20 protein-coding genes, 2 pseudogenes and 2 riboswitches are annotated in these 21,691 nt (G+C 38.2%); of the genes and pseudogenes, 15 read left to right on the top strand and 7 right to left on the bottom strand.

Going from position 1 to position 21,691, the window contains the following annotated elements; genetic code table 11:
* Positions 1 to 177 precede the first annotated feature (177 nt).
* Both M3610_RS24945 and M3610_RS24940 read left to right on the top strand, forming a co-directional pair.
* Positions 178 to 630 (top strand): VanZ family protein, encoded by a 453-nt coding sequence (locus M3610_RS24945; RefSeq protein WP_251463277.1) that lies wholly within the window; start codon positions 178 to 180, stop codon positions 628 to 630.
* Positions 631 to 1,474: 844 nt separating this feature from the next.
* A riboswitch (cyclic di-GMP riboswitch) is annotated at positions 1,475 to 1,560 on the top strand.
* Positions 1,561 to 1,608: 48 nt separating this feature from the next.
* Positions 1,609 to 1,719: a DUF3789 domain-containing protein gene (locus M3610_RS24940; RefSeq protein ID WP_251463276.1), complete on the top strand. Its 111-nt coding sequence runs from the start codon at positions 1,609 to 1,611 to the stop codon at positions 1,717 to 1,719.
* Between the two features lie 219 nt (positions 1,720 to 1,938).
* Here M3610_RS24940 and M3610_RS24935 read toward each other — a convergent pair whose 3' ends face one another.
* Positions 1,939 to 2,916 carry an LCP family protein gene (locus M3610_RS24935; protein WP_251463275.1) on the bottom strand — a complete coding sequence of 326 codons (978 nt, stop codon included), beginning with the start codon at positions 2,914 to 2,916 and terminating at the stop codon, positions 1,939 to 1,941.
* Between the two features lie 295 nt (positions 2,917 to 3,211).
* Here M3610_RS24935 and M3610_RS24925 point away from each other — a divergent pair, with 295 nt between their 5' ends.
* A complete protein-coding gene (locus M3610_RS24925; RefSeq protein WP_251463274.1) occupies positions 3,212 to 3,421 on the top strand; it encodes a hypothetical protein in 210 nt (69 codons plus the stop codon).
* Between the two features lie 300 nt (positions 3,422 to 3,721).
* Here M3610_RS24925 and M3610_RS24920 read toward each other — a convergent pair whose 3' ends face one another.
* The gene (locus tag M3610_RS24920; protein ID WP_251463273.1) at positions 3,722 to 4,273 is read right to left on the bottom strand and encodes a helix-turn-helix domain-containing protein; all 552 of its coding nucleotides are present in this window, start codon (positions 4,271 to 4,273) and stop codon (positions 3,722 to 3,724) included.
* Positions 4,274 to 4,667: 394 nt separating this feature from the next.
* On the opposite strand from M3610_RS24920, the gene dapA reads away from it, so the two are divergent.
* The 3 genes and pseudogenes from dapA to M3610_RS24905 form a co-directional block, all read left to right on the top strand.
* Positions 4,668 to 5,534: a 4-hydroxy-tetrahydrodipicolinate synthase gene (gene dapA / locus M3610_RS24915; RefSeq protein WP_251463272.1), complete on the top strand. Its 867-nt coding sequence runs from the start codon at positions 4,668 to 4,670 to the stop codon at positions 5,532 to 5,534.
* A gap of 16 nt (positions 5,535 to 5,550) precedes the next feature.
* Positions 5,551 to 7,032, top strand: a complete 1,482-nt coding sequence (locus M3610_RS24910; RefSeq protein WP_251463271.1) for an aldehyde dehydrogenase — start codon at positions 5,551 to 5,553, stop codon at positions 7,030 to 7,032.
* 29 nt (positions 7,033 to 7,061) lie between these two features.
* Positions 7,062 to 8,081, top strand: a pseudogene (locus tag M3610_RS24905) (MFS transporter); the annotation flags it as partial.
* A 160-nt stretch (positions 8,082 to 8,241) separates the two neighbouring features.
* On the opposite strand, the pseudogene M3610_RS24900 reads toward M3610_RS24905, so the two are convergent.
* From M3610_RS24900 to M3610_RS24880, 5 genes and pseudogenes are all read right to left on the bottom strand, one after another.
* Positions 8,242 to 8,392: pseudogene (locus M3610_RS24900) on the bottom strand (ATP-binding protein); the annotation flags it as partial.
* A gap of 229 nt (positions 8,393 to 8,621) precedes the next feature.
* Positions 8,622 to 8,864 carry a hypothetical protein gene (locus M3610_RS24895; protein ID WP_251463270.1) on the bottom strand — a complete coding sequence of 81 codons (243 nt, stop codon included), beginning with the start codon at positions 8,862 to 8,864 and terminating at the stop codon, positions 8,622 to 8,624.
* 206 nt (positions 8,865 to 9,070) lie between these two features.
* Positions 9,071 to 9,337, bottom strand: a complete 267-nt coding sequence (locus M3610_RS24890; protein ID WP_251463269.1) for a helix-turn-helix domain-containing protein — start codon at positions 9,335 to 9,337, stop codon at positions 9,071 to 9,073.
* Between the two features lie 190 nt (positions 9,338 to 9,527).
* Entirely contained in the window at positions 9,528 to 9,767 is a 240-nt protein-coding gene (locus M3610_RS24885; protein ID WP_251463268.1) for a helix-turn-helix domain-containing protein, read from the bottom strand.
* A 44-nt stretch (positions 9,768 to 9,811) separates the two neighbouring features.
* A complete protein-coding gene (locus M3610_RS24880) occupies positions 9,812 to 10,360 on the bottom strand; it encodes a competence protein ComK (protein WP_311315857.1) in 549 nt (182 codons plus the stop codon).
* A gap of 598 nt (positions 10,361 to 10,958) precedes the next feature.
* On the opposite strand from M3610_RS24880, the gene M3610_RS24875 reads away from it, so the two are divergent.
* The 9 genes from M3610_RS24875 to M3610_RS24835 all read left to right on the top strand — a co-directional run bounded on the left by M3610_RS24875 (position 10,959) and on the right by M3610_RS24835 (position 21,605).
* On the top strand, positions 10,959 to 11,102 hold the full coding sequence (locus tag M3610_RS24875) for a hypothetical protein (RefSeq protein WP_251463266.1): 144 nt from the start codon (positions 10,959 to 10,961) through the stop codon (positions 11,100 to 11,102).
* Positions 11,103 to 11,455: 353 nt separating this feature from the next.
* Positions 11,456 to 11,602, top strand: coding sequence for a hypothetical protein (locus M3610_RS24870; protein WP_251463265.1), 147 nt, complete (start codon positions 11,456 to 11,458; stop codon positions 11,600 to 11,602).
* Positions 11,603 to 12,010: 408 nt separating this feature from the next.
* On the top strand, positions 12,011 to 13,546 hold the full coding sequence (locus tag M3610_RS24865) for a YifB family Mg chelatase-like AAA ATPase (protein ID WP_251463264.1): 1,536 nt from the start codon (positions 12,011 to 12,013) through the stop codon (positions 13,544 to 13,546).
* Positions 13,547 to 14,095, top strand: coding sequence for an REP-associated tyrosine transposase (locus tag M3610_RS24860; RefSeq protein ID WP_251463263.1), 549 nt, complete (start codon positions 13,547 to 13,549; stop codon positions 14,093 to 14,095).
* A 236-nt stretch (positions 14,096 to 14,331) separates the two neighbouring features.
* Positions 14,332 to 14,898 (top strand): DUF7713 domain-containing protein, encoded by a 567-nt coding sequence (locus M3610_RS24855; protein WP_251463262.1) that lies wholly within the window; start codon positions 14,332 to 14,334, stop codon positions 14,896 to 14,898.
* A 789-nt stretch (positions 14,899 to 15,687) separates the two neighbouring features.
* A complete protein-coding gene (locus tag M3610_RS24850) occupies positions 15,688 to 16,764 on the top strand; it encodes a glycoside hydrolase family 130 protein (protein WP_251463261.1) in 1,077 nt (358 codons plus the stop codon).
* Between the two features lie 243 nt (positions 16,765 to 17,007).
* The gene (locus M3610_RS24845) at positions 17,008 to 17,658 is read left to right on the top strand and encodes an ABC transporter substrate-binding protein (RefSeq protein WP_251463260.1); all 651 of its coding nucleotides are present in this window, start codon (positions 17,008 to 17,010) and stop codon (positions 17,656 to 17,658) included.
* A gap of 927 nt (positions 17,659 to 18,585) precedes the next feature.
* A riboswitch (cyclic di-GMP riboswitch) is annotated at positions 18,586 to 18,670 on the top strand.
* 48 nt (positions 18,671 to 18,718) lie between these two features.
* Positions 18,719 to 18,829, top strand: a complete 111-nt coding sequence (locus tag M3610_RS24840; protein ID WP_251463259.1) for a DUF3789 domain-containing protein — start codon at positions 18,719 to 18,721, stop codon at positions 18,827 to 18,829.
* 448 nt (positions 18,830 to 19,277) lie between these two features.
* Positions 19,278 to 21,605: an OmpL47-type beta-barrel domain-containing protein gene (locus tag M3610_RS24835; protein ID WP_251463258.1), complete on the top strand. Its 2,328-nt coding sequence runs from the start codon at positions 19,278 to 19,280 to the stop codon at positions 21,603 to 21,605.
* Positions 21,606 to 21,691: the final 86 nt, after the last annotated feature.

Below are 21,691 nucleotides of genomic sequence, written 5' to 3'. Positions count from 1 at the left end.
CACTATAATTATTATCGCTATTCTCTATCCATTCTATAATTGCACTCTAAATGGTTGATGTTCCTCTTGGTAAGTTTATGTTCTTCCCATTCAAAGGGAGAAAATTCAGTGATGCCCCCCTTGCCTACTGAATTAAGAGTAAGGGGAATATTTGTTAATAGGAAGGGAGGTTTAGCTATGAATGTTAGAAGATGGTGGATACTAGCAGCGATTCTATGGATGTCTTTAATCTTTTGCTTCACACAACTTCCTTATTTTACTGGAGAAAAGACTTCCGAAGCTATTCAAACAGTAGTGGTGAAAGAACATAAAACTATTAACACACCAGTTGGTGACAATGAAGATATTAATGTGCTTAACCTTATTGTACGGAAGGCTACGCATGTTACTGTATTCGGCATACTTGCTCTATTATTGTTTAAATTTTTTGAAATTTATCGATACTCTTATATAGTCTCTTGGTTATTAACCTTTATTTATGCCATAACAGATGAATACCATCAATCCTTTATGCCAGGTAGAGTAGCCTCGTTGAGGGACGTATTATTTGATTCAGCTGGAGCATTAATCACTTTATTAATGGTTTATTTCATTATTCGTCAAAAAAGAAATAAGATGATAGGATTTTAAAATTAGCATTTGCATATATTTTTTATTAAAATGTATAGAAAATAAAAAATCCTTAAGGTCCTTTTGATATCATTAGGATCTTAACGATTTAAATAAGCAAGGCATAGTGGAAACTATTAATTGATTATATAGCATTTTAGATATTATCACAAAAGCAAATTAATAACTAATTTAATCCAACCGAAAAACGCAAACCATAATGGAACACTTAAAGACGTTCCCCACAATAATCCTAATAAAAGATTCCCTTGCTTGTCCATGAAATCCACTCCTATTGTTAGTTGTAGATAAATCTGGTGATGCACGGTTCTGTTTTTTAGTATATGTAAACGCTTTCGGTCTTTCTTTTCTATATGTTACCCAAATAAGGATGGATAATAAAGTAGAAATATGCAAATAATAGACAAAATATTTCGACAAATGTATTTGATAAACTTTCCCATAGGGAAGGCAAAACCTATTAATCAAATTAGTATTTATCATAAATAAGACACTGCATTCCTTTAGTGAAAAATTTTACGTAGTATAAAATAGACGATTGCCCATAAAGGAATTGATAAAAGGATCCCCCAAAGGCAGCCCTTACCAAAATTTTTCCCATCTTCTTTTTCTGCCATGTTATCACTCCACTTCGAAACAGGTTGCTTACCACTATTTAACCATGTGTGGGTGAACGGTTATATCTAAATCGTTCGATGATTAGCTACAAATTATTCTTGATCATGTCGAACAGGAATAGGAATTGGAAGGCTGGGTTTTTGTCACATTATTAACATATAAATAGGTTAATAGGTCTATTTATTACTAGAAACAATTGGTATACTATCAATATAAGCACATAGTTCGTACGAAAGGGCAAACCCATTGAAAAGTGGAGGCGCAAAACTAAAGGGGCTAAGGTTTTTACAACTATGCCAGCCAGCTACCGAATATGATCACCTTACTACGGATTATGAATATACTCTGGGAGGTTACACTATGGTTATCTTTATTGCAGGTTTATTTGTTGGATCGTTCTCTATGCTTACAGTAATGAGTCTTATGGTTGCAGCTAAACGGGGAGACCGACTCCTTGAATCACAACAATAATTGAAAGCGTTTTCCAAACAATCTCAACTTAGGGTAAGCGAAATCTCTAATTTAGATGTATTAACATATGTCGGTCAGTTAAAGTGATAAATTTTGTTACAATAACATCTACTAAATACTGAACTATTACACATTAAAAGGAAAAAATGAAGGAGAACTGATATCAGTTCTCCTTCGTTTTTTCCTTTATAGCTTTGTGTAAAATTTTTAAATAGTATATTAAAAATGAGTGGATATTAGATCTTTTATTTTATCCTGATCAATTACCAGTTGATAGTTATTAGCCTTTAAAATGTCATCATACATTCTTTTTCCAACACCAGGAATCTGATGATATTCCAATTGAGTATTCGGTTCAAAGTCTTTTGCTGCGAGTCCAAGACTTAACATATCGGAAGTTGACATATTGCTTGCTATCACAAAATCAGGAATGGATTTTACAAGTGACGGCAAATTATTGATATTACTTGGACTAAGTGCTTTCTTAGCAATTCCTTTTAATGCTTCCTCTTGGAGTTTTTGACGACCATATTCTCCATTTTTTAGAGAATAGCGTTCGTGGACAACCTCAGCGACCATTTTTCCATCAAAAGCATGTATCCCAGTACTTATTACTTTATTTTTATTTTCACCATACCAAGGATGTGTTAATTTGACATCAAATGGGACATTCATATCAATCCCACCAACCGCATCAACCATCGCTTGAAAGCCGCCATAATTGGTTTCTACGTAATAATTGATTGGAACACCGGTTAATTCTCCAACTGCTTTGACAGCAGCTTCTACCCCTTTTTTGGCCCCTTTTGTTGCCTGCATAATATATTGGACACTCGTAATTTTAGTATATCCATAGCCATCTAAATGAACACGGGTATCACGGGGAATGCTTATTGCATCATATTCATGCTTCGTTAAATCAACATGGACAAGCATCATTGAATCCGAATGCCCTATATTTTGACCTTTTCTTTCATCGGAACCAATTAATAACAAATTAAATACAGGTTCTTTTATATCTACACTTTTATTTACCTGCTGTTCATTATTCCCAGAACTTACAACCGGAACTGATGTAAAATGATTACTTGGTTGTAATTGATAATATCCGTACACTACGCCTGCGATAACGAGTAATAGGATACCCAAAAGGCTAAAGCCTACTATTTTCCATTTATTTTTACCTTTTTTTTTCATATTTCCTCCGATATTGGTAGAGAGTTTCCTCTAAATTAACTAGGTTTATAGTCATGAAAATATTTTACTGTTTTTGGATATTGGATTCAATATAAATTATTGGAAGTGTCAGTGCTTCCAATAGTTTACTAGATATACAATACTTAGTACCGCCATATCGTACAACTGTTCCTGTATTTCGGCACCAGTTATCTGCCCTTTCGTACGTGCACTCATTCACTTTAACTTCCTCAGAAAGTGCCTATACCAAGTGAACTAATTAAAGATTGATGAAGAATAGCAGGAGGTATTTTATATGACCGCGAAAGCCTTAAATATTGGTTTGAAAGGTCTTGAAGGTTATCTTGTGCTGGCAGAGGTAAGGATAAATCCTGTTGAGGCAAAATGGTCAAGCAACCGGAATACTTATCCTTGGACCTTGATTCTTTGGGCTTTCAGCTACTTGCGTCGGGATAAAGGCCCGTTGCTCTCATTTTCTTCCGGGTATCCAGCGGGCGTTGAATGAACTCTTGATTTTCAGGGGATGAAAATAGAAGAAAAGGATACCTGTTGTTACCCAAGCTGACTTGAAAAACTAGAAACCATACAAAGGTACCTTTACTTATTAGGCCAGTGGGGTCAGACCCACACCTAACTCAATAAGAGCATTTTTGAATTGCCAAGTACAAACCTTTTAAGAAAACAAAAAGTGCCTTTCATACTTTCTCTAATGAAGAAAGCTCCCCTTCCAATTTTGGAAAAGGAACCTATCTCCAAATTCAGAGGGGGGAGGGGTGGATGATGACAAGTGCACCTACATGACGCCCTACTCACCAGGAACACTTGAAATGCAAAGAAGTTTTACAATCGAATCTGTTTTATTAACCCAATTGTGGGGGGTTGTTGAGTCTAGGAAAATACAGTCAAATGGATTCAATTCATGTTCCTCTTTGTCAAAAAGGATTGTAAGTTTCCCTTCTAGAACGTAAAGAAATTCTTGCCCCGAATGTGAATAAGATTCTTCACTATTAGCGCCTGGATTAAGCATAACTAATATAGGATTAAATAGTGGATTTTCAATGTTACCTGATAAATCCTTGTAAAAAAAAGGGTTCTGAAGGGTGTTAGTTATACTAATTACGTTTCTCATAACAGTTGTTTCTGCTTTCCTATTCCTATCAGATTCTGAAAAGAAGTAGCTTGGATTGACTCCAAGTGCTTCAGAAACTTTTTTCAATGATTCAAGCGTTATGGATGACTTTGAACGCTCCACTTGAGATAAAAAGCTAATTGAAAGATTAGTATGATCTGCTATTTGTTTTAAGGTTAACTTTCGCTCTTTTCGTAAACTCTTTATTTTTACTCCAATATCGTTCACTTTTTCCCACTTCCTTTACTGACATTTGTTAAGATATTTTTCAACTGAAATAAATGTATTTTAATGGTCAATTTGTTAATTTCAGGACAACAAAAATATTATAAAACTCCTTATAATTAGGTTTGGTATTCCTATCCAAATCCCTAATTAAAAGGAGTACGCATCGATAGGATAACACAAAAGCCACAAATAATGAACTATTAAAATTGAAAAATTAAAGTGACACTGTAATGTTAAATTTAGAATGGGAGATTTTTTTTAAAAATATTCAAAAAATTGTATTTACAGAGAATATTAAGCGTGCTATTATCATAAATAATTGAAGTGGTACTTCAATTTTAGATTTTATCAAGTAATCTATTACTAAATAAAATTGTATACGAGGAGAATGAAGATGAATTTTCATGGCATTTTGGTACCTTTAGTTACCCCTTTTAAAAGCGATAAAAGCTTGGATGTAGAAAACTTAAAACAATTGACTAAAGCCTTTATAGAAAAAGGCGTAACAGGCTTGGTGGCGTGTGGAACCACTGGTGAATATTACGCCTTAAACGAGGCAGAACGTGAAAGCGCTCTAAAAACCGTGGCAGAGGTCGCCAAAGGTCGGGTAACTTTGATTGCCGGTATCAATGATTTATCAACCGAAGGAGCGGTTAACCGTGCCAAACAAGCCAAAGAATTGGGCTATGAAGGCTTAATGTTAGCACCTACTCCTTACAGCCTTCCTGACCAAACTGGTGTGATTGCCCATTACGAAACTGTGGCAGCGGCAACTGATTTACCCATTATCATGTACAACTTTCCTGCTCGCATTGGCATTGAAATTGAATACGACACGGTGGTGCATTTGGCAAAAAATCCAAATATTGTTGCGATTAAAGAAAGCAGTGGAGACTTTAGCCGCGCTTTACGCTTGCTGCAAACCCCATTTGAGAATTTTGAGGTGATTTGTGGTTGTGATGATCAACCTGTGGATTTTTTCTTTTGGGGTGCGAAAAGCTGGATTGCTGGTGCAGGTAATGTGTTCCCAGAAGAGCAAGTCGCCCTGTTCGATGCAGCGCAAGCTGGTGACTGGGACACAGCGCGACAAATCATGCGAAATATCTACCCTGCTATTTACTCAATGGAGTCCGGCAACTACAACCAAAAAGCCAAACTAGGCTGTCTCAAAGGTGAAATCGAAGTTGGTTCGGTACGCCTTCCTTTAGCTGATTTATCAGAAGAAGAAAAAGCAGAATTCCTTGCTTTCTTTAAAAAATAATCTGGAGGAGAGACAAATGGCCGTAAAAAAAGAACAAGTCTTTGCCCTCGCCAAAGAAGGCAAACTTTGGGCAGGCAACCTAATTGATGGTTTTACAAGCACAGCTGGAAAGTTAGAAAACCGCACCCCCATCGACAACAGTTTAATTGGCTACATTGCAGATGGTGATGCACGGGATGTTGATGCTGCTGTTAAGGTAGCTAGAGACACATTTGAAGCAGGTATTTGGAGCCAATTATCCCCCAGTGAGCGTAAAAAAGTGATGATTCGCTGGGCACAATTGCTTGAAGATCACAGCGAAGAATTGGCCGCCTTGGATTGTGTGGATGCTGGTAAACCTATTACCGAATGTTTGAATACCGACATGCCGGCAACCATCGATACATTTTATTGGTATGCCGAAGCCATTGATAAACTCTTTGGCAAAGTCGCACCTACGGGTAACGATGCTTTGGGTTTGATTGTCACTGAACCCATCGGCGTGGTCGGTGCAGTGTTACCTTGGAACTTCCCTGCTCAAATGTTTGCATGGAAAGTGGCCCCCGCTTTAGCCACAGGAAATTCTGTGATTGTGAAACCTGCTGAATTAACTTCACTTAGCGCTTTCCGCATGATTGAACTAGCTTATGAAGCTGGCGTGCCTAAAGGCGCTTTAAGCTTAGTGTGTGGTTTGGGCGAGAAAGTAGGCGAACCATTGGGCCGGCACATGGATGTGGACATTGTCTCATTCACGGGTTCAACTGAAGTGGGCAGGTATTTTTTGAAGTACTCAGCAGAAAGTAACCTCAAAGAAATTGTCTTAGAGTGTGGTGGCAAAAGCCCACAAGTGGTGTTTGAAGACGCTGAATTGGATGCGGCTGTTCCGCATATTCTATCTGCCGCCTTCTGGAACATGAGTGAAAACTGCAGCTGCGGTTCACGTTTAATCGTGCATGAATCCATTAAAGATAACTTATTGGAAAAATTAATATCCGGCTTAACAAGCTGGAAAGTGGGTAACCCCATGGATGAGTCGGTTGCTATCGGCCCAATGGTTGAAGAAGCACACTTTATGAAAGTGAAATCATTCTTGGAAATCACGCCTCAAGAAGGTGGCCGACTAGTTACTGGCGGCAAAATTCACAGTGATGTGGGAAGCGGCTGGTACATTGAACCCACTATTTTTGACAATGTGACCGCCAACATGACCCTGTTCCAGAACGAAGTCTTTGGTCCTATTTTAGCGGTTAGCACTTTCAAAACCGAAGAAGAAGCCATTGCCCTTGCCAATAATACCTCTTACGGTTTGGCTGCTTCTTTTTATAGTTCAAATGTACAGCGTACGATGCGCGTGGCACGTGCGATTAAAGCCGGGACAGTTTCTGTGAATGGCTTTAGTGAGGGTGATATCACCACCCCCTTTGGCGGTTTTAAACAATCTGGCTTTGGTGGCAAAGACAACGGTTTAGAAGCTTTTGAACAATATGTTCAGACAAAAGTGATTTGGTATGTTAATTGATCTGAATTAACCTATTAGGAGGCGGAAATATGGTGAAAACAGATAATAAGTTGTTAAAAAAAGTTGTCGCTGCATCTATGGTTGGATCTATAGCAGAATGGTATGAGTTTTTCTTATATGGTACTGCTTCTGCGCTAGTTTTTGGAGAATTATTTTTTCAACAAACCGGAAGTGCTATAGACGGCATCCTGGCTGCATTTGCTCTTTATGCAGTGGGCTTTTTAGCCAGACCAATCGGAGGACTAGTATTTGGTCATTATGGCGATAAAATTGGGCGTAAAAAATTATTACAGCTTAGTTTAATTATCGTTGGAATTACTACCTTCTTAATGGGATGTATTCCAACATTCAATAGTATTGGTTATTGGGCACCTATCTTACTGGTTTCTTTACGTTTAATTCAAGGTTTTGCTTTTGGCGGAGAATGGGGAGGAGCTGTTATTCTAGTATCTGAGCACAGCCCGAATGATAGACGTGGTTATTGGGCAAGTTGGCCGCAGGCAGGAGTGCCATTGGGGAATTTAATAGCCACAATTATCCTTTTAATTTTATCTAAAAACTTAAGTCCCGAGCAATTTATGGGCTGGGGTTGGCGCGTAGCATTTTGGTTCTCTGCTGTTGTAGTACTAATTGGTCTTTGGATTCGTAAAAGTGTAGATGATGCCCCTATTTTCAAAGAGGCACAAGAAAAACAAGCTCAATTGGAAAAACAACAATTAGGAATTATAGAAGTGTTTAAATACCATAAAAAAGCAATTATTGCTGGTATTGGAGCTCGTTTTGCAGAAAATATCTTATATTATATGGTTGTAACTTTCTCCATTAGTTATTTAAAACTAGTGGTCCATAAAGATACTACACAAATTTTATTACTAATGTTTGGTGCCCATGCTATTCACTTTTTCTTTATTCCATTAATGGGACACTTAAGTGATGTTTGGGGACGGAAGCCAATCTATCTTACAGGAGCTGTTTTAACTGCATTCTGGGGATTTATTGGGTTTCCAATGATGGATACAGGAAATGATTGGATCATCATGGCTGCCATAGATCCTGGTGCCTGTCACGCCCCGATATTTGTCGAAGATTGATAGGTTATTATAGTATTAGAGATGGAGTTGCAACAAAGGATTAAGGAGACTTTATAGGCAGCAATAAAAGGAGTAGAAGCTCATTTAATTGAATAACCTCTACTCGGTGAAGCAATCAATCCAATATTGCTGTTGTTATTCCTTGATCCCCCATTAATTCGACCCATTCCTATGGTCCTTTATTAGAGGTAAGGATAATTGAACTTCGTTCATATAAAATGGTTGATTAGATGAAAGAACAGAATAGCTTCCCGTTGATCCATAGCCATGATTACGGTCAAAGGAATTTACCACCTGTGCCATCTCTTGTTCCACTCTTTGACAACGAATTTACCAGGTCGTGCCAATCTCTTTACCAATAGAAAACTCCTCTCATTACTGTTATGCAATGGGGAGGAGTTTTTTTGATTTTAAAACATTAGTTAGGCCCTGAAGAACTCTATTATGATTTTCCTTGTTTCTTCGTTAAATTCGGTGTCTGTCAGGCCCTTCTGTGTACTATTCTTCCTTAAACTCATCAATCATTTGACGCAAATCTTTGACAGCCAGTTTGACACTCTCTTTTTTATCTTGATGAAATCCAGCTCCCGTTAAAGAATCATGGCATAGAAGGGAACTTGTTGCGAAGCTTTTGTAGCCATCAGGAATGGCGAAAATATCTACCGAAATGCTTAACCTCGTGCCGGTGTAAATTTTAATTGTCTCTAGTTCATCACATTTAAACTTTGTTACCACTCTCATTCTAAAATCCCCTCCGCCCTTATGGTAATCAGTTTCATATGCTTCCATGGTCAAGTATACGTTAAATAACTACCTCACGAGGCTTCACAATTTGACAATAATCAAACTCTTTTGGAAGACTAGGGGAAGGCCACGGGGAGGGATCTCGTGGCCGCCGCATTAGTCGAGAGTTGTATAAATTTAGTCAATTATACGCAAAGCATTTTCTAATCTTTGTATGGTTCTTCTTCAAAGATACGTGCGAAATCAATGGTTTTGCCAAGTTCTGCTGAAAAGTCTAAATAAGAAATGCCTAATCCTCCTGCAAGTTTAGTGAGGGTCATTAAGGATGGACTCTTTTTGTTTGTTTCCAGATCACTCATATATGATCGGTCTAATTTGCTGCAATAAGCAAACTCTTCTTGGGACATGCCTGCAGCAATCCGTAAGCGTTTAAGTGGTTCTCCTATGTAAATGGCCTTTTCTTTTTTCAAGGAAATTCTCCTTTTTAAGTCCATTACATAACTAGAAACAAAATCACTCCACGGGCTATAGCCGACAATAACCCGCGAATTAGAAATTTATTTTTAAAAGATAAAACATATCAAAATAATTAATACAGCAGCAGCGGTAAGCATGTAGTTTAATATGATACCTGTATCCCTGCTGTCATTCTTAAGTTGGTCATATTCCGTTTTCAGGATGTTGCTCTATTTCCTTTAACATTTCAGAAGCTTTCATATTCAATCCATGCGCAATCACAACGATAGTGTCGAGGGACGGGTTTTTCAGATTTCTCTCAAGCAGGCTGATATAGGAAGGATGTCGATCACAGCGGTCGGCCAACCTCTCTTGGGAAAGTTTCTGTGCATTTCTTAATTTCCTTAATACATTTCCAAAGCGAGCAGCTGAATTATTATCCAAAGAGTTACTCCCTTTCTATCATTTAGTTGAATAGATTGTAATTTTTATTTTTGGTTATCCTCTAAGTTACTAAAATTATATTTTCCTGTTTTTTCTTTGGTTAACTGATGCCCTTTTGGGGATTCGAAATAGAAAAGGATTGGTCCTGGTTGGTTTCCTCTTTTCATAGATATCTGCATTAATTTATTAGCTTTGTGAATCTTATTATTAAAAGAAGTTAATCTGGAATCAACGATAATGGAGTGACCGTTACTTAATTCGACCTCTGTCTGATTTCTTCCCATCGCTTTTGTTCGTACAATATGCTCGGGGTTGAACCAAATACAATCGGCATTATTTGGTGAATTATTTGGAAACAGGCAAATACCCTGGTAAGGATTGACGATAATTGGACATCTCGACCGCTCACCAAGAATAATCTTAGCACTGCCCATTGCTCCTCTAAGGTCGTATCCTATGTATATTAGAGTGTCATCTAATATTTGTAAGGGTGATCGATTGACCAGGAAAGACGCTCCTCCTGCCATAACTCGTGAACACAGTTTTCCATATCCATCATATTCTCCCGTCAGTAAGATCATTTTCTTTTCAATAAAATAGCTCTTTTGAATAAAAATAGTCTTCCTCCCCTTTAATCTAATAGATTGGAAAAAAGGCTTACCTACTATTGTAACTGTTATATACTGCCTAATGGAAAGGAAGACTGTGCTTGCATCTGTATGGATGGAAAATCCTTGATTACCTTGGCAGCGTGCGGGTAGATTGCTCTCTTAGCAAGTAAGATTCTTTTCCTTATTTGCTCAATTGAGATTCCGTGCAGTCCGTAGTGATCTTGTTTGTCTCTCGTATTCATTAAATAATAAATAGGCCTTTATTACCACGTACTATAGTACGTAAATTCGACGCAATTTGACCATTTTCGTGACAATTAAGTGACAGAGTGGACCATGGGAGCGGCTCTGGTGGCATTCTCCATATACAGTTAATGATTCTTGTTCAAACCTAGACTAAACTCAATTTCCGCATCACATAAATCATACTTTTTATTCCGGTGCCTGTCACGACCCGATATTTGTCGAAGATTGATAGGCTGTTAGATACAAATAAAATGATAGAATGAAGTTGCAGCTGAATATTGTTGGGGTGGTTGGTTGTTACGCTTCTTTCCGTTTCGGGAAGGAGGTGATAATCATGGAAACATTTCTTGAATTTCTACGAGAAGTTCTGAAGGGTGTCATACGTGAAATAAGTGCGTATTTCTTTCGGAAAAATGTTCTAGAAAACAGGAAAACCACCCTACGCCGTCACAAGCCAAAGGGTGGTCCGAAAACATAAAATAACATAAACAACCATCACCCTGACGGTAGCAGTTGCATGGAGAAGTGTTAGAAGCACTTCTCTTTTTTATTATATACCCATTATACATAAAAATATTCCGGATGAGAAGGTGAAAATTCCCTGCAATGAGCCGGCAAATTAATTCCTGTGCCTGTAAATCCAGGTACCTGTCACCGCCCGATATATGTTGAGATTTGTAGAATAAATCCTGTGCCTGTCACGCCCCGGATTTTGTCGAAGATTGATAGGTTTTTAGATAGATATGAAATGATAGAATGAAGTTGCAGCTGAATATTGTTGGGGTGGTTGGTTGTTACGCTTCTTTCCGTTTCGGGAAGGAGGTGATAATCATGGAAACATTTCTTGAAATTCTACGAGAAATTCTGAAGGGTATGATACGTGAAGTTAGTGCGTATTTCTTTCGGAAAAAAATTCTAGAAAACAGGAAAACCACCCTACGCCGTCGCAAGCTAAAGGATGGTTCAGATAAAAAATAAACTTAAACAACCATCACTCTGACGGTGGAAGTTGCAATGGAGAAGTGTTAGCGCACTTCTCTTTTTTATTATATATCCATTATACATAAAAGTATTCCTATAGAGAAGGAGAAAGTCCCCTGTCAAGCCGCCACACTGTCTGAATGCAAAAATGCAATCATCCTTTTGCAAACAACTAGGGGGAATAATTTTTTGTCTATTTTTCTTATGGATTTGAAGGGTTTTCGATTTTTTTGTAGAAATTTAGTATTTATTAACCCTTATTTTCGACTTCGACTAACTACTGTTTATCCGCCAAACTTTACTTCTTATAATTAATCTCTTGATCTACTGCTTTTAACATTAATTCTAATTATTCTCTTTTTAAGGTCTTTTATATAAATATCTCGCTTATTGGAGGTTTTTTTTATGACGGTAAAAGTATCAAGTATCGGTTTAAAAGGATTGGAAGGCTATCGCGTGCAGGTTGAAGTCAGAATCAGGACTGGTACGGAGTCGATGGTGATTGTTGGGCTGCCGGATGCCTCGGTAAAAGAGTCGAGGGAGCGGGTGGTAGCGGCACTTGGTCATTTTAATGTCGATGTTACTGACCAGAAGGTGGTAGTGAATCTCTCCCCATCAGAACAAAAGAAAAACGGACCTCTTTTTGATTTGGCAATTGCCATTGCTGCCTTGAAGGAGCTTAATATGATTAATGGGGAAATTCCAATCGATGCCGCGTTTATTGGTGCCCTGTCTCTTGACGGCATGGTGGTAAAGGCAGAAGGGATGCTCCCAGCGCTAATCTCAGCTAAAGGGCTTGGTTTAAAGAAAATTTATCTCCCCTTTGATCCTACATTACCAATCGATATGCTGAAGGATTTGGAATGTATTGTGGTTCAGCACATTGAAGATGTAGTTCAGCATTTAGAAGGTCAAGAATTGCTGCCTTTCCATATTAATCTCCCTATAAATGAAACCATGCCTCTCTTTTCTAACTCACCTCAAAAGGACTTCCAACATGTTATTGGCCATGAACAGGCCAAACGAGCGCTTGAAATTGCTGCTGCTGGTGAACATAATGTGCTTATGAGTGGACCGCCTGGATGTGGGAAAAGTTTGCTGGCTGAAACCTTTCCTTCAATATTACCTACGCTTACGAATCAAGCCCAATTAGAAGTCATGAGTTTATATCAGCTTGCCGGAGAGAGGAGAAGCCTCCATCAAAATGCCCCATATCGACACCCGCATCATTCCGCATCGTCGGTTGCTATTATTGGAGGTGGTTCTTCACCAAGGCCAGGGGAAATTTCACTCGCGCATCGAGGCGTATTGTTTCTTGATGAAATTGCCGAGTTCACGAAAAAGACAATCGATATGTTAAGGCAGCCGCTTGAAACCAGCCAAGTAACCATCAGCAGAGCACATTCCACCGTGACGTACCCTTCGAATTTTATCCTCATCGGTGCCATGAATCCATGTCCGTGTGGGTATTTCGGTTCCAATCATCATTACTGCACCTGTTCACAAAAGCAAATTCAAACCTATCGAAATAGAATATCGGGACCTGTGTATGATCGGCTAGATATTCTTTTATCGTTACAGACGATTAACTTAGACCAATCAACGATGGGCCAGGAATCTTCCATTGATATTCGTCAGCGGGTTGAAAAGGCACGTCAACTTCAATATCATCGCTACCAAATGGAGATCACGAACGCCAAGGCCCCGTTTGAAGTCATTACTGCCACAAGTCCGTTAACAAGTGACCAGCAGAGGATGCTAACAAACGTGGCTATTAAGAAGAACTGGAGCAATCGTATGCAAATCAAAATTATTCGACTGGCGAGAACCATTTCTGATTTGGCGGGGGAAGAACATATAACGGATACATCGATTTGGGAAGCCATGACACTAAGGCGCCAAGGTCTTCATAAACAACAATCTATCGCGAGGGAAACGTAAATGTCACGCGAGAAAAGAATCTGGATACCCAATCGTTTTTATCATATCGACTGCAGGGGCAACCGGCGTGATCCACTATTTCGAAATGCAACTGATTTTCATGCTTTTTTGCACATCCTCGATCAACTTCATGAAAAAACACCTTTTGAAATTGCCTCTTATTGTTTAATGACCAATCATTATCACCTACAGATACGTTCACCAGAAATCCCTTTTTCAAAGCTGATGTCCCTACTCAACAAACGGTATGCAAACTATTATAATACCAAGTACCGTTTAACAGGGCATGTGTATGAAAAACGCTATTATGATAAAGTGATTGAAGATAAAGAAGGGATGCTTGCGGTCAGCCGCTACATCCATTTAAATCCTGTTGAGGCAAAAATGGTTAAACAGCCTGAATACTACCCTTGGAGCAGCTTTTATCTCTATAGGTATCAGAGCACGGTGCCGCTACGATTTATGAAAATGGATTGCCTCTTAGACTATTACGAAGGAACATTAGAACAGAAGAGGGAGAAGTATTGTAAAAGTTTATTTAATAAATAAATTTGTTGCCCTCTTAACACCCGATATTGGGGATTCCATAAACAACAAACGAATGCGATGAAGCCATGAAAGCCTATGTACAGTTTTTGTGTTAACCCAATAAAAGGGTCATTCCTCCTCTGTTTTAACTTGATGGCTAGGGGGACAGATTCCAACTCAAGCAGTGATGCTCCGTTTCGGAATAGTGCCAGTGAATACTAAATGGTAAAATAGAAGAAAACAATGTAGGTGAGGAAATGAATTTGTGTGAAAGCTGTAATTCGGCTGATGCGAAAATAGTACTTAGTCTGGAACCGATAAGCATGCATTTATGTACCAATTGTTATAATGAGCTCATGGCAAAAGATCTTGATTTGAAATTAGGGCAGCTGCCGGAGACTTTTTCATTGAAGGATTATCAGCGGATTACTCGCATATTTCATGTGGAAAGACGAATTGATCCATTAGGGATCTACATGGAAGCATCAGAACTCATTGAATTTGGCTATAAATTTGCGGTACATGGTGAATTAGGATGTGATCAGCAAGAACTACTAACCAAATTAATAGACAAGACGCGAAAAGGAATCTCAAAGCAACAAGTGAAAACCGAAGTTTTTCCCAATGGACAGATCTACAATTCCATCATCGATGATCAAATTACAGGGATGATTGAGTATGATGAGACTTCTGAAGATACGCCACTTGTTATTATTGATGGAAAGCCCTTCACCTGGGAGGAAGTTGGGAAGATACTAATGTCATACGAAGGCTTTCAGATAAAGTTCAAGATGTTCGATATGACAGACGATATTGAAAAGTAAAGTTCTTTCTAGTTCCTTAACAACTAACTGTGCAAAGTTTTCCGTTGCGATCGAGCTGACCCACCATATAAAAAAATTGCTTGTGGAATGGTGAAAAGGCGGGGTAATTACAGGAATTATGTATATCAATGAGAAACCCCTCTAATTTTGTAGAATAGAGGGTTATTTCCTGCGAAATTGATACTTTCCTCACGACAAATTTTGTGTTCACTTTGTAAGAGAAATTCTTATTAATCAATCTCTGTGGCTGTTTCAACCAAACGTTTGATTAGTATAGCCTTTTTGTTATTTCGTCGAAAGGGTGTCGCAACTTGACTTTTCGATAAGAAACGACTAATTTTTTGTTACTTTTCTACAAATTATTTTTGGCTTATTTAGCTTCGGGACATATGTACCAAGTGATGAAGCTGTTTTAATCAAACGTTTGGTTAATAGAGAAATTTGCTGAAAAATAGGTAAGGATTGCTTTTTGTGTTCATCTCTAACTATGAGAAACATCCCTCTGTTTCACAAAATTCCACTCCAATAAAAAGCACCAACTAGGTGTACTTCAGAGAAACAATGATATGTCATTCTTCCTCTTCGAACTCTCCAAAAAATATTTTTATCCCCTGTCCTTTTTCATTAATAAGCTAATTAGTTTTGATAAGATGGAAACGAGTGTAGTTGATCCTGTGGATGTTGTTCTGCTTTAATAGGTTAAACAATTGGACAAAATCATATTTTATTGGATATTAACCCTTTTATGAAAACGCTATAATTATTCCTGAAGATAAAGGAGGGGTTAGTATGCAAATGAAAACTAAAATAAATGTGAGAAGAAATGAGCAAAATCCTCTAATTACACCACAGGATGTGAAGCCTTCTCGGAGTGATTTTACAATTGAATGCGTTTTCAATGCTGGCGTGGCGAGATATAAAGATGAAGTGATCCTGCTGATCCGTGTGGCTGAGAGGCCGGTGCAGGTAAATCCTGAGGTTTTACGAGTTCCAGTTTTAGTGGAGAAAGATGGAGAGTATGTTGTGGATGTTTTAGATATTGATAGAAATAATCCTGCCTATGATTTTTCTGATCCACGTAAAGTGAAACAAATTGACATCGATACGTATGTATTTTTAACATCAATGTCGCATTTACGAATGGCTAGAAGTAAAAATGGTGTGGATTTTGTGGTGGAAGAAAAGCCATTTTTATTCCCAAGCAATCGCTATGAAGGTTTTGGATGCGAGGACCCGCGTATCACCTTAATTGATGAGACTTACTATATTAACTATACAGCTGTTTCTGAAAAAGGGATTACCACTGCTTTAGCGAAAACGGAGGATTTTGAGACGGTTGAAAGAATGGGAATTATTTTTGCCACTGAAAACCGTGACGTAACGATTTTTCCAGAGAAGATTAACGGGAACTACTTTGCCTTACAACGCCCAGTTCCAAAGCAAATTGGCCGTGCTGAGATGTGGACGGCGACGTCGCCTAATCTCAAACATTGGGGCGAGCACAAGTTTCTAATGGGGGTTGAGGAAGGCTGGCAATCGCTGAAAATTGGCGGTGGAGCGGTTCCATTCAAAACGGAAAAAGGCTGGGTTGAAATCTATCATGGTGCCGACCGAAACAATCGTTACACCCTTGGTGCGGTGTTGTTAGATTTAGAAGATCCAAATAAGGTTTTGGCAAAAACGAAAGATCCGATTCTTGCTCCTGAAGAGAGTTATGAAGTGGAGGGATTCTTTGGCAATGTCGTCTTTACATGTGGTGTCTTATTTGAAGATGAAATCGTGAAGATTTATTACGGTGGAGCCGATAATGTGATGGCATTGGCAGAGGTTCATATTGATGAAATCTATCGTGCATTAGAAATCTAAAAGTGAAAGCCTTTTTACAGAAGTCCTCTGTGAAAGGGTTTTTTTCTATAAATCGTAATTTTGTTCGCTGCTACTAAAATTCTATCCTTTCACACAAAATATCTACGATGGAAATTTATTCTTTAATATTTTTTAGATATTATCTTAAATTTTTCGGATTTTGAAAATGAATGAGAAATTTATAATTAAGTAAGAAACGTAGAAAATGTTTTCAAAGGAAGATTTATACGGGGAGGAATAAAAATGGTATCAAAGTGGTTAAAAAAGGGTTTTGCTCTTTCGATTGTTCTATCCATCCTTTTACTAGCTGCTTGTGGAGGTAATTCTGACAAGCAAGAATCATCAGATGGTTCGGTGGAGCTTACATTTTGGAATTCATGGTCTGAGGATAGCCCAGAGAATGATGTCATGCTAGAACGAGTAGAAGCATTCAAAAAAGCACATCCAGAAATAAAGTTAAAAATGGAATCTATTCCGCCGGATCAATATAAAACAAAGTTGAAAACACAAGCTGCAGGTAAGCAATTACCTGACATGATTCAAACATGGCCGGGTGCTGAGCTTAAACCATTAGTAGAAGGCGGCGTGTTAATGCCAATCGATGATATCGTTGACCACTGGAAGGATAAAACCATTCCAGCTGATACACTAAAGGATTATGCCGTTGATGGTAAGCAATATGCGATTCCTGGAAACAAAGTCTTCACAAGCATTATTTACTATGACAAAGATGTGGTAGCAAAAGCTGGGTTCAATGAATTCCCAACTACGTATGCTGATTTCAAAACATTAGTTAACAAGTTAAATGATCAAGATATTACCCCGATTGCTTTAGGTGTAATTGTCAATATTAATTTGAGCCAGAGTGATCACTTCAAAAGTGAGCCACTTTAATTTGTGTTATTTCCATATTTGCTAACCGGGGCGATTGCACTTGGTGTAACAGCGTATCAGGAAAAAATATCGTAACTTATCATCGTTCCTCATACCTAAGATGAAATATTTTTTGTATGCTAAATCCTCCCGCTTTATGGTGGATTTTTTGAAAACCTAGCATAAAACGGGAATAGCGAACTGGAATCTAGTACATTAAAACGTATTATATTATATTGATATGTACACTATTAATGAATCATTTGAATAACTAATTTAATCCAACCGAAAAACGCAAACCATAATGGAACACTTAAAGACGTCCCCCACAATAATCCTAATAAAAGATTCCCTTGCTTGTCCATGAAATCCACTCCTAGTGTTAGTTGTAGATAAATCTGGTAATGCACGGTTCCGTTTTTTAGTATATTTGTAAACGCTTTCAGTTTTCTTTTTTATATGATAACCAAATATTGATGGAGAATAAAGTAGAAATATGCAAATAACATGCAAAATATTTCGACAGATTCACTTATTAGACTTTTTATGTCAAGGGGGGGACCAATCTATTATTTACTATTTTTCAATTGGAACGAGAGTGCCTCTCCTTAGTGAAAGATTTTACGTAGGATAAAATAGACGATTCCCCATAAAGGAATGGATAAAAGAATCCCCCAAAGGCAGCCCCTGCCGAAATTTCTCCCATCTTCTTTCTCTGCCATATGTATCACTCCACTTCCGAAACAGGTTGCTTATCACTATTTAACCATGTATGGATGAACGGTTATATTTAATTCGTTCGATGAATAGTTACAAATTTTATGGCATTGTCGAACAGAATCATGTGTGAAAGGGTTTGCAATTGCCAGATTATTAACATATAAATAGGTTAATTGCTCTATTTATTACTAGAAACAATTAGTATATTATCAATAAAAACACATAGTTCGTACGAAAGGGCAAATCCATTGAAAAGTGGAGGCGCAAAACTAAAGGGGCTAAGGTTCTAAAACTATGCCAGCCAGCTGCCGAATATGATCACCTTACGACGGATTATGAATATACTCTGGGAGGTTACACTATGGTTATCTTTATTGCAGGCTTATTTGTTGGATCGTTCTCTATGCTTACAGTAATGAGTCTTATGGTTGCAGCTAAACGGGGAGATCGACTCCTTGAATCACAACGATAATTTGAAAGCGTTTTCTAAACAACCTCAACTTTTGGGGTTGTTTTTTATTTTTCGAAATAAGTTAATTACATATAGTGAAACAAAACGGAAGGGGAGAACGGGTCCAGCACTAGATTTATATTATGTTCATCCTGTCACTCACTTCATTTCCGAAAAACACTTCATCTTGTTTACGATTTAACTGAATATGTCGATAGAACTACAATGATACTATCGAAATATGTTGGAAAGTTTTTTTCGTAGGACTAATAGACTGATGCTATAATACTATTATCCTCGCTATATACTAAAATACCCAAATGAGGAAAAATCATGGAAATATCTATTGGAAATAAGTTTAGAGAGGAGGACCTAACATTTAATATTTTAAGGGAGAAAATACTATGTTACATATGAGTAGATGAAGTTGTTGTAAGTGAGAATCTCAAATAGGGTTGGGGTGGAATAATTGAAAAGATTTAAAAAAAGTATTTCGAAGGTAATTGTTGCGGGTATGTGTACCTTCACATTAATTCCAGGCAGTATCGGGTTCATTCAAGTAGTCCAGGCAGAAACGGTATCTGCAAATTGGCAGACAGTAGGAACTCCTGGTTTCTCTGCTGGATCAGTTAACAATACCAAACTTTTGATGGATGGAGAAGGTACGCTTTATGTAGGTTATCAGGATGGAGGAAATGACTACAAACCTACGCTTATGAAATACACAAACCAAGCGTGGCAAGCAGTAGGGAATCCAGGCTTCTCCAAAGGGTCTGCAAGTTTTGTATCCTTTGCACTGGATCCAGCAGGGACTCCTTATGTTTCTTATCAAGATGGAGCAAACAATTATAACGCTACTGTGATGAAGTATACCAGTGAGGGGTGGCAAGAGGTAGGAAAACCCGCCACTGGATGGGTGAACTCTACTTCCCTCGCGATTAATGCAAATGGGACCCCTTATATCGCTTATCGGGATTATGCCGAAAGTGAGAAAGTCACTGTGATGAAGTATACCACCGATGGGGGGTGGCAAGTAGTAGGAACACCTGGCTTTACACCAGGCTCAGCAAGGAATGCCACCATTTTATTGGATCCAGAAGGAACTCCATATGTCGCCTATCAGGATTATACAAACGGAGATAAACTCACGGTTATGAAGTATACCGGTCAGAAATGGGAAGTGGTGGGTTCAACTGATCCAACTGGTGAAACAGATTGGTTCTCTTTCGTATTGGATCAACAAGGGACTCCTTACCTAGCTTATGGAGATATTGATAACGGGTACAAAGCTACAGTGAAGAAATACACGGATGGTAGTTGGGAACTGGTAGGAACGCCTCTATCCAATGGTAGAATATCAGGTATTTCGATTGCTTTCAATCAACAAGGAATTCCTTATGTTGCCTATGGGGAAGGGACCAATGGATATAAAGCTTCGGTTAAGAAATTTTCAAATGGAACTTGGCAAACGGTAGGCACTTCAAACTTTTCTAATGATCAAATATATTATCCCTCCATTGGATTTGACAATAATGGTGCTACATTAGTTGCTTATCAGGATAGGGCAAATGGCGGGAAAGCTACTGTGATGAAGTTCATAGATCAGCAGCCATCTTCTGCTCCACATGTCAGCAATGTTACAGTGTCCAATAATCCTTCAAGTATCCCTGATACCGTAACAGTAAACGGGCTATCTGAAGGTGATGTGGTTAAGGTATATAATTCAGAAACCAATGGAACACAGCTAGGTCAATCTCAGCCAGTTACAGCAGGTTCAACCTCCGCTACCGTTACTATTAACCAATTAGGCAGCAATGGTGGAACGATCTATGTTTCAGTGACAGGTACAGGGAAATTGGAAAGTTCAAGAGTTGCCGTATCCTACAGTGAGGAAGATGCAACAGCCCCATCGACATCGATTTCCGTTGATCCTGCAACTCCTAATGGGAATAATGGCTGGTATAATACGCCAGTTTCGATTTCGTTAAAGGCTGAAGATAATCCTAACGGCTCAGGAGTTTCTAGCACAGAATACAAGATTAATAGTGAAGGTGCCTGGAATGAATATAATGGTACATTTGGATTATCCAATGATGGAGAATATAAAATTAATTATCAAAGTAAGGACAAAGCCGGTAATGCAGAGGAAGTTCAAACGCTTGATTTGAAACTAGACACTACGGCTCCGGAAACAACTGCTTCCATTAGAGAAAGTGAAAGCAGAAAAAATTTCTTCAATGCAGATGTTCATGTAACTCTTGCAGCTAATGACAACCTATCTAAAGTAACAGATACCCAGTATAGTCTAGATAATGGGAAGACATGGAACACCCACAACGGAGAAATTACTATTTCTGCAGAAGGTAAGAATACGTTGTTATATCGAAGCAGTGATTTAGCAGGAAACATGGAACAACCGAAGTCCCTAGAAATTAATATTGATAAAACAGATCCAACTTTAGATGTAACCCTGGATAAGACGGTTCTATGGTCCCCAAATCACAAAATGGTTACCATCAATGCTGCCATTACATCAGATGACTTCGTTTCTGGTTTAGAATCATTGGTACTAACATCTATTACAAGTAATGAATCTCTCCAACCAGATGATATTCAGAATGCCAATTACCAAGTTCCTATTAAAGATTCAAAGGACTCTTTTGATCTTCGGGCAGAACGCTTAGGAAATGGCAACGGACGCGTTTATACGATTACTTATACCGCCACAGACAAGGCTGGGAATATTGCAACCAAAACAGTAACTGTAACCGTTCCGCATGATAAATCTAATAAGTAAAACATGAAAAAATCCTCTAAGGGACATCTTCCTTAGAGGATTTTTTAGGAATGTGGGGGTCGGACCCTCTAAGCTAAAATTTAATG

The sequence above is a fragment of the Neobacillus sp. MER 74 genome (assembly GCF_023714155.1).
Note: the sequence above shows the minus strand (reverse complement) of the source record. Positions and strands in the feature narration are given on the sequence as shown.

Bases quoted from the DNA above. Each gene is read 5' to 3' on its own strand.
- M3610_RS24945 (WP_251463277.1), top strand. From the start codon at position 178: ATGAATGTTAGAAGATGGTGGATACTAGCAGCGATTCTATGGATGTCT.
- M3610_RS24940 (WP_251463276.1), top strand. From the start codon at position 1,609: ATGGTTATCTTTATTGCAGGTTTATTTGTTGGATCGTTCTCTATGCTT.
- M3610_RS24935 (WP_251463275.1), bottom strand. From the start codon at position 2,916: ATGAAAAAAAAAGGTAAAAATAAATGGAAAATAGTAGGCTTTAGCCTT.
- M3610_RS24925 (WP_251463274.1), top strand. From the start codon at position 3,212: ATGACCGCGAAAGCCTTAAATATTGGTTTGAAAGGTCTTGAAGGTTAT.
- dapA (WP_251463272.1), top strand. From the start codon at position 4,668: ATGAATTTTCATGGCATTTTGGTACCTTTAGTTACCCCTTTTAAAAGC.
- M3610_RS24910 (WP_251463271.1), top strand. From the start codon at position 5,551: ATGGCCGTAAAAAAAGAACAAGTCTTTGCCCTCGCCAAAGAAGGCAAA.
- M3610_RS24895 (WP_251463270.1), bottom strand. From the start codon at position 8,864: ATGAGAGTGGTAACAAAGTTTAAATGTGATGAACTAGAGACAATTAAA.
- M3610_RS24875 (WP_251463266.1), top strand. From the start codon at position 10,959: ATGGAAACATTTCTTGAATTTCTACGAGAAGTTCTGAAGGGTGTCATA.
- M3610_RS24870 (WP_251463265.1), top strand. From the start codon at position 11,456: ATGGAAACATTTCTTGAAATTCTACGAGAAATTCTGAAGGGTATGATA.
- M3610_RS24865 (WP_251463264.1), top strand. From the start codon at position 12,011: ATGACGGTAAAAGTATCAAGTATCGGTTTAAAAGGATTGGAAGGCTAT.
- M3610_RS24860 (WP_251463263.1), top strand. From the start codon at position 13,547: ATGTCACGCGAGAAAAGAATCTGGATACCCAATCGTTTTTATCATATC.
- M3610_RS24855 (WP_251463262.1), top strand. From the start codon at position 14,332: ATGAATTTGTGTGAAAGCTGTAATTCGGCTGATGCGAAAATAGTACTT.
- M3610_RS24850 (WP_251463261.1), top strand. From the start codon at position 15,688: ATGCAAATGAAAACTAAAATAAATGTGAGAAGAAATGAGCAAAATCCT.
- M3610_RS24845 (WP_251463260.1), top strand. From the start codon at position 17,008: ATGGTATCAAAGTGGTTAAAAAAGGGTTTTGCTCTTTCGATTGTTCTA.
- M3610_RS24840 (WP_251463259.1), top strand. From the start codon at position 18,719: ATGGTTATCTTTATTGCAGGCTTATTTGTTGGATCGTTCTCTATGCTT.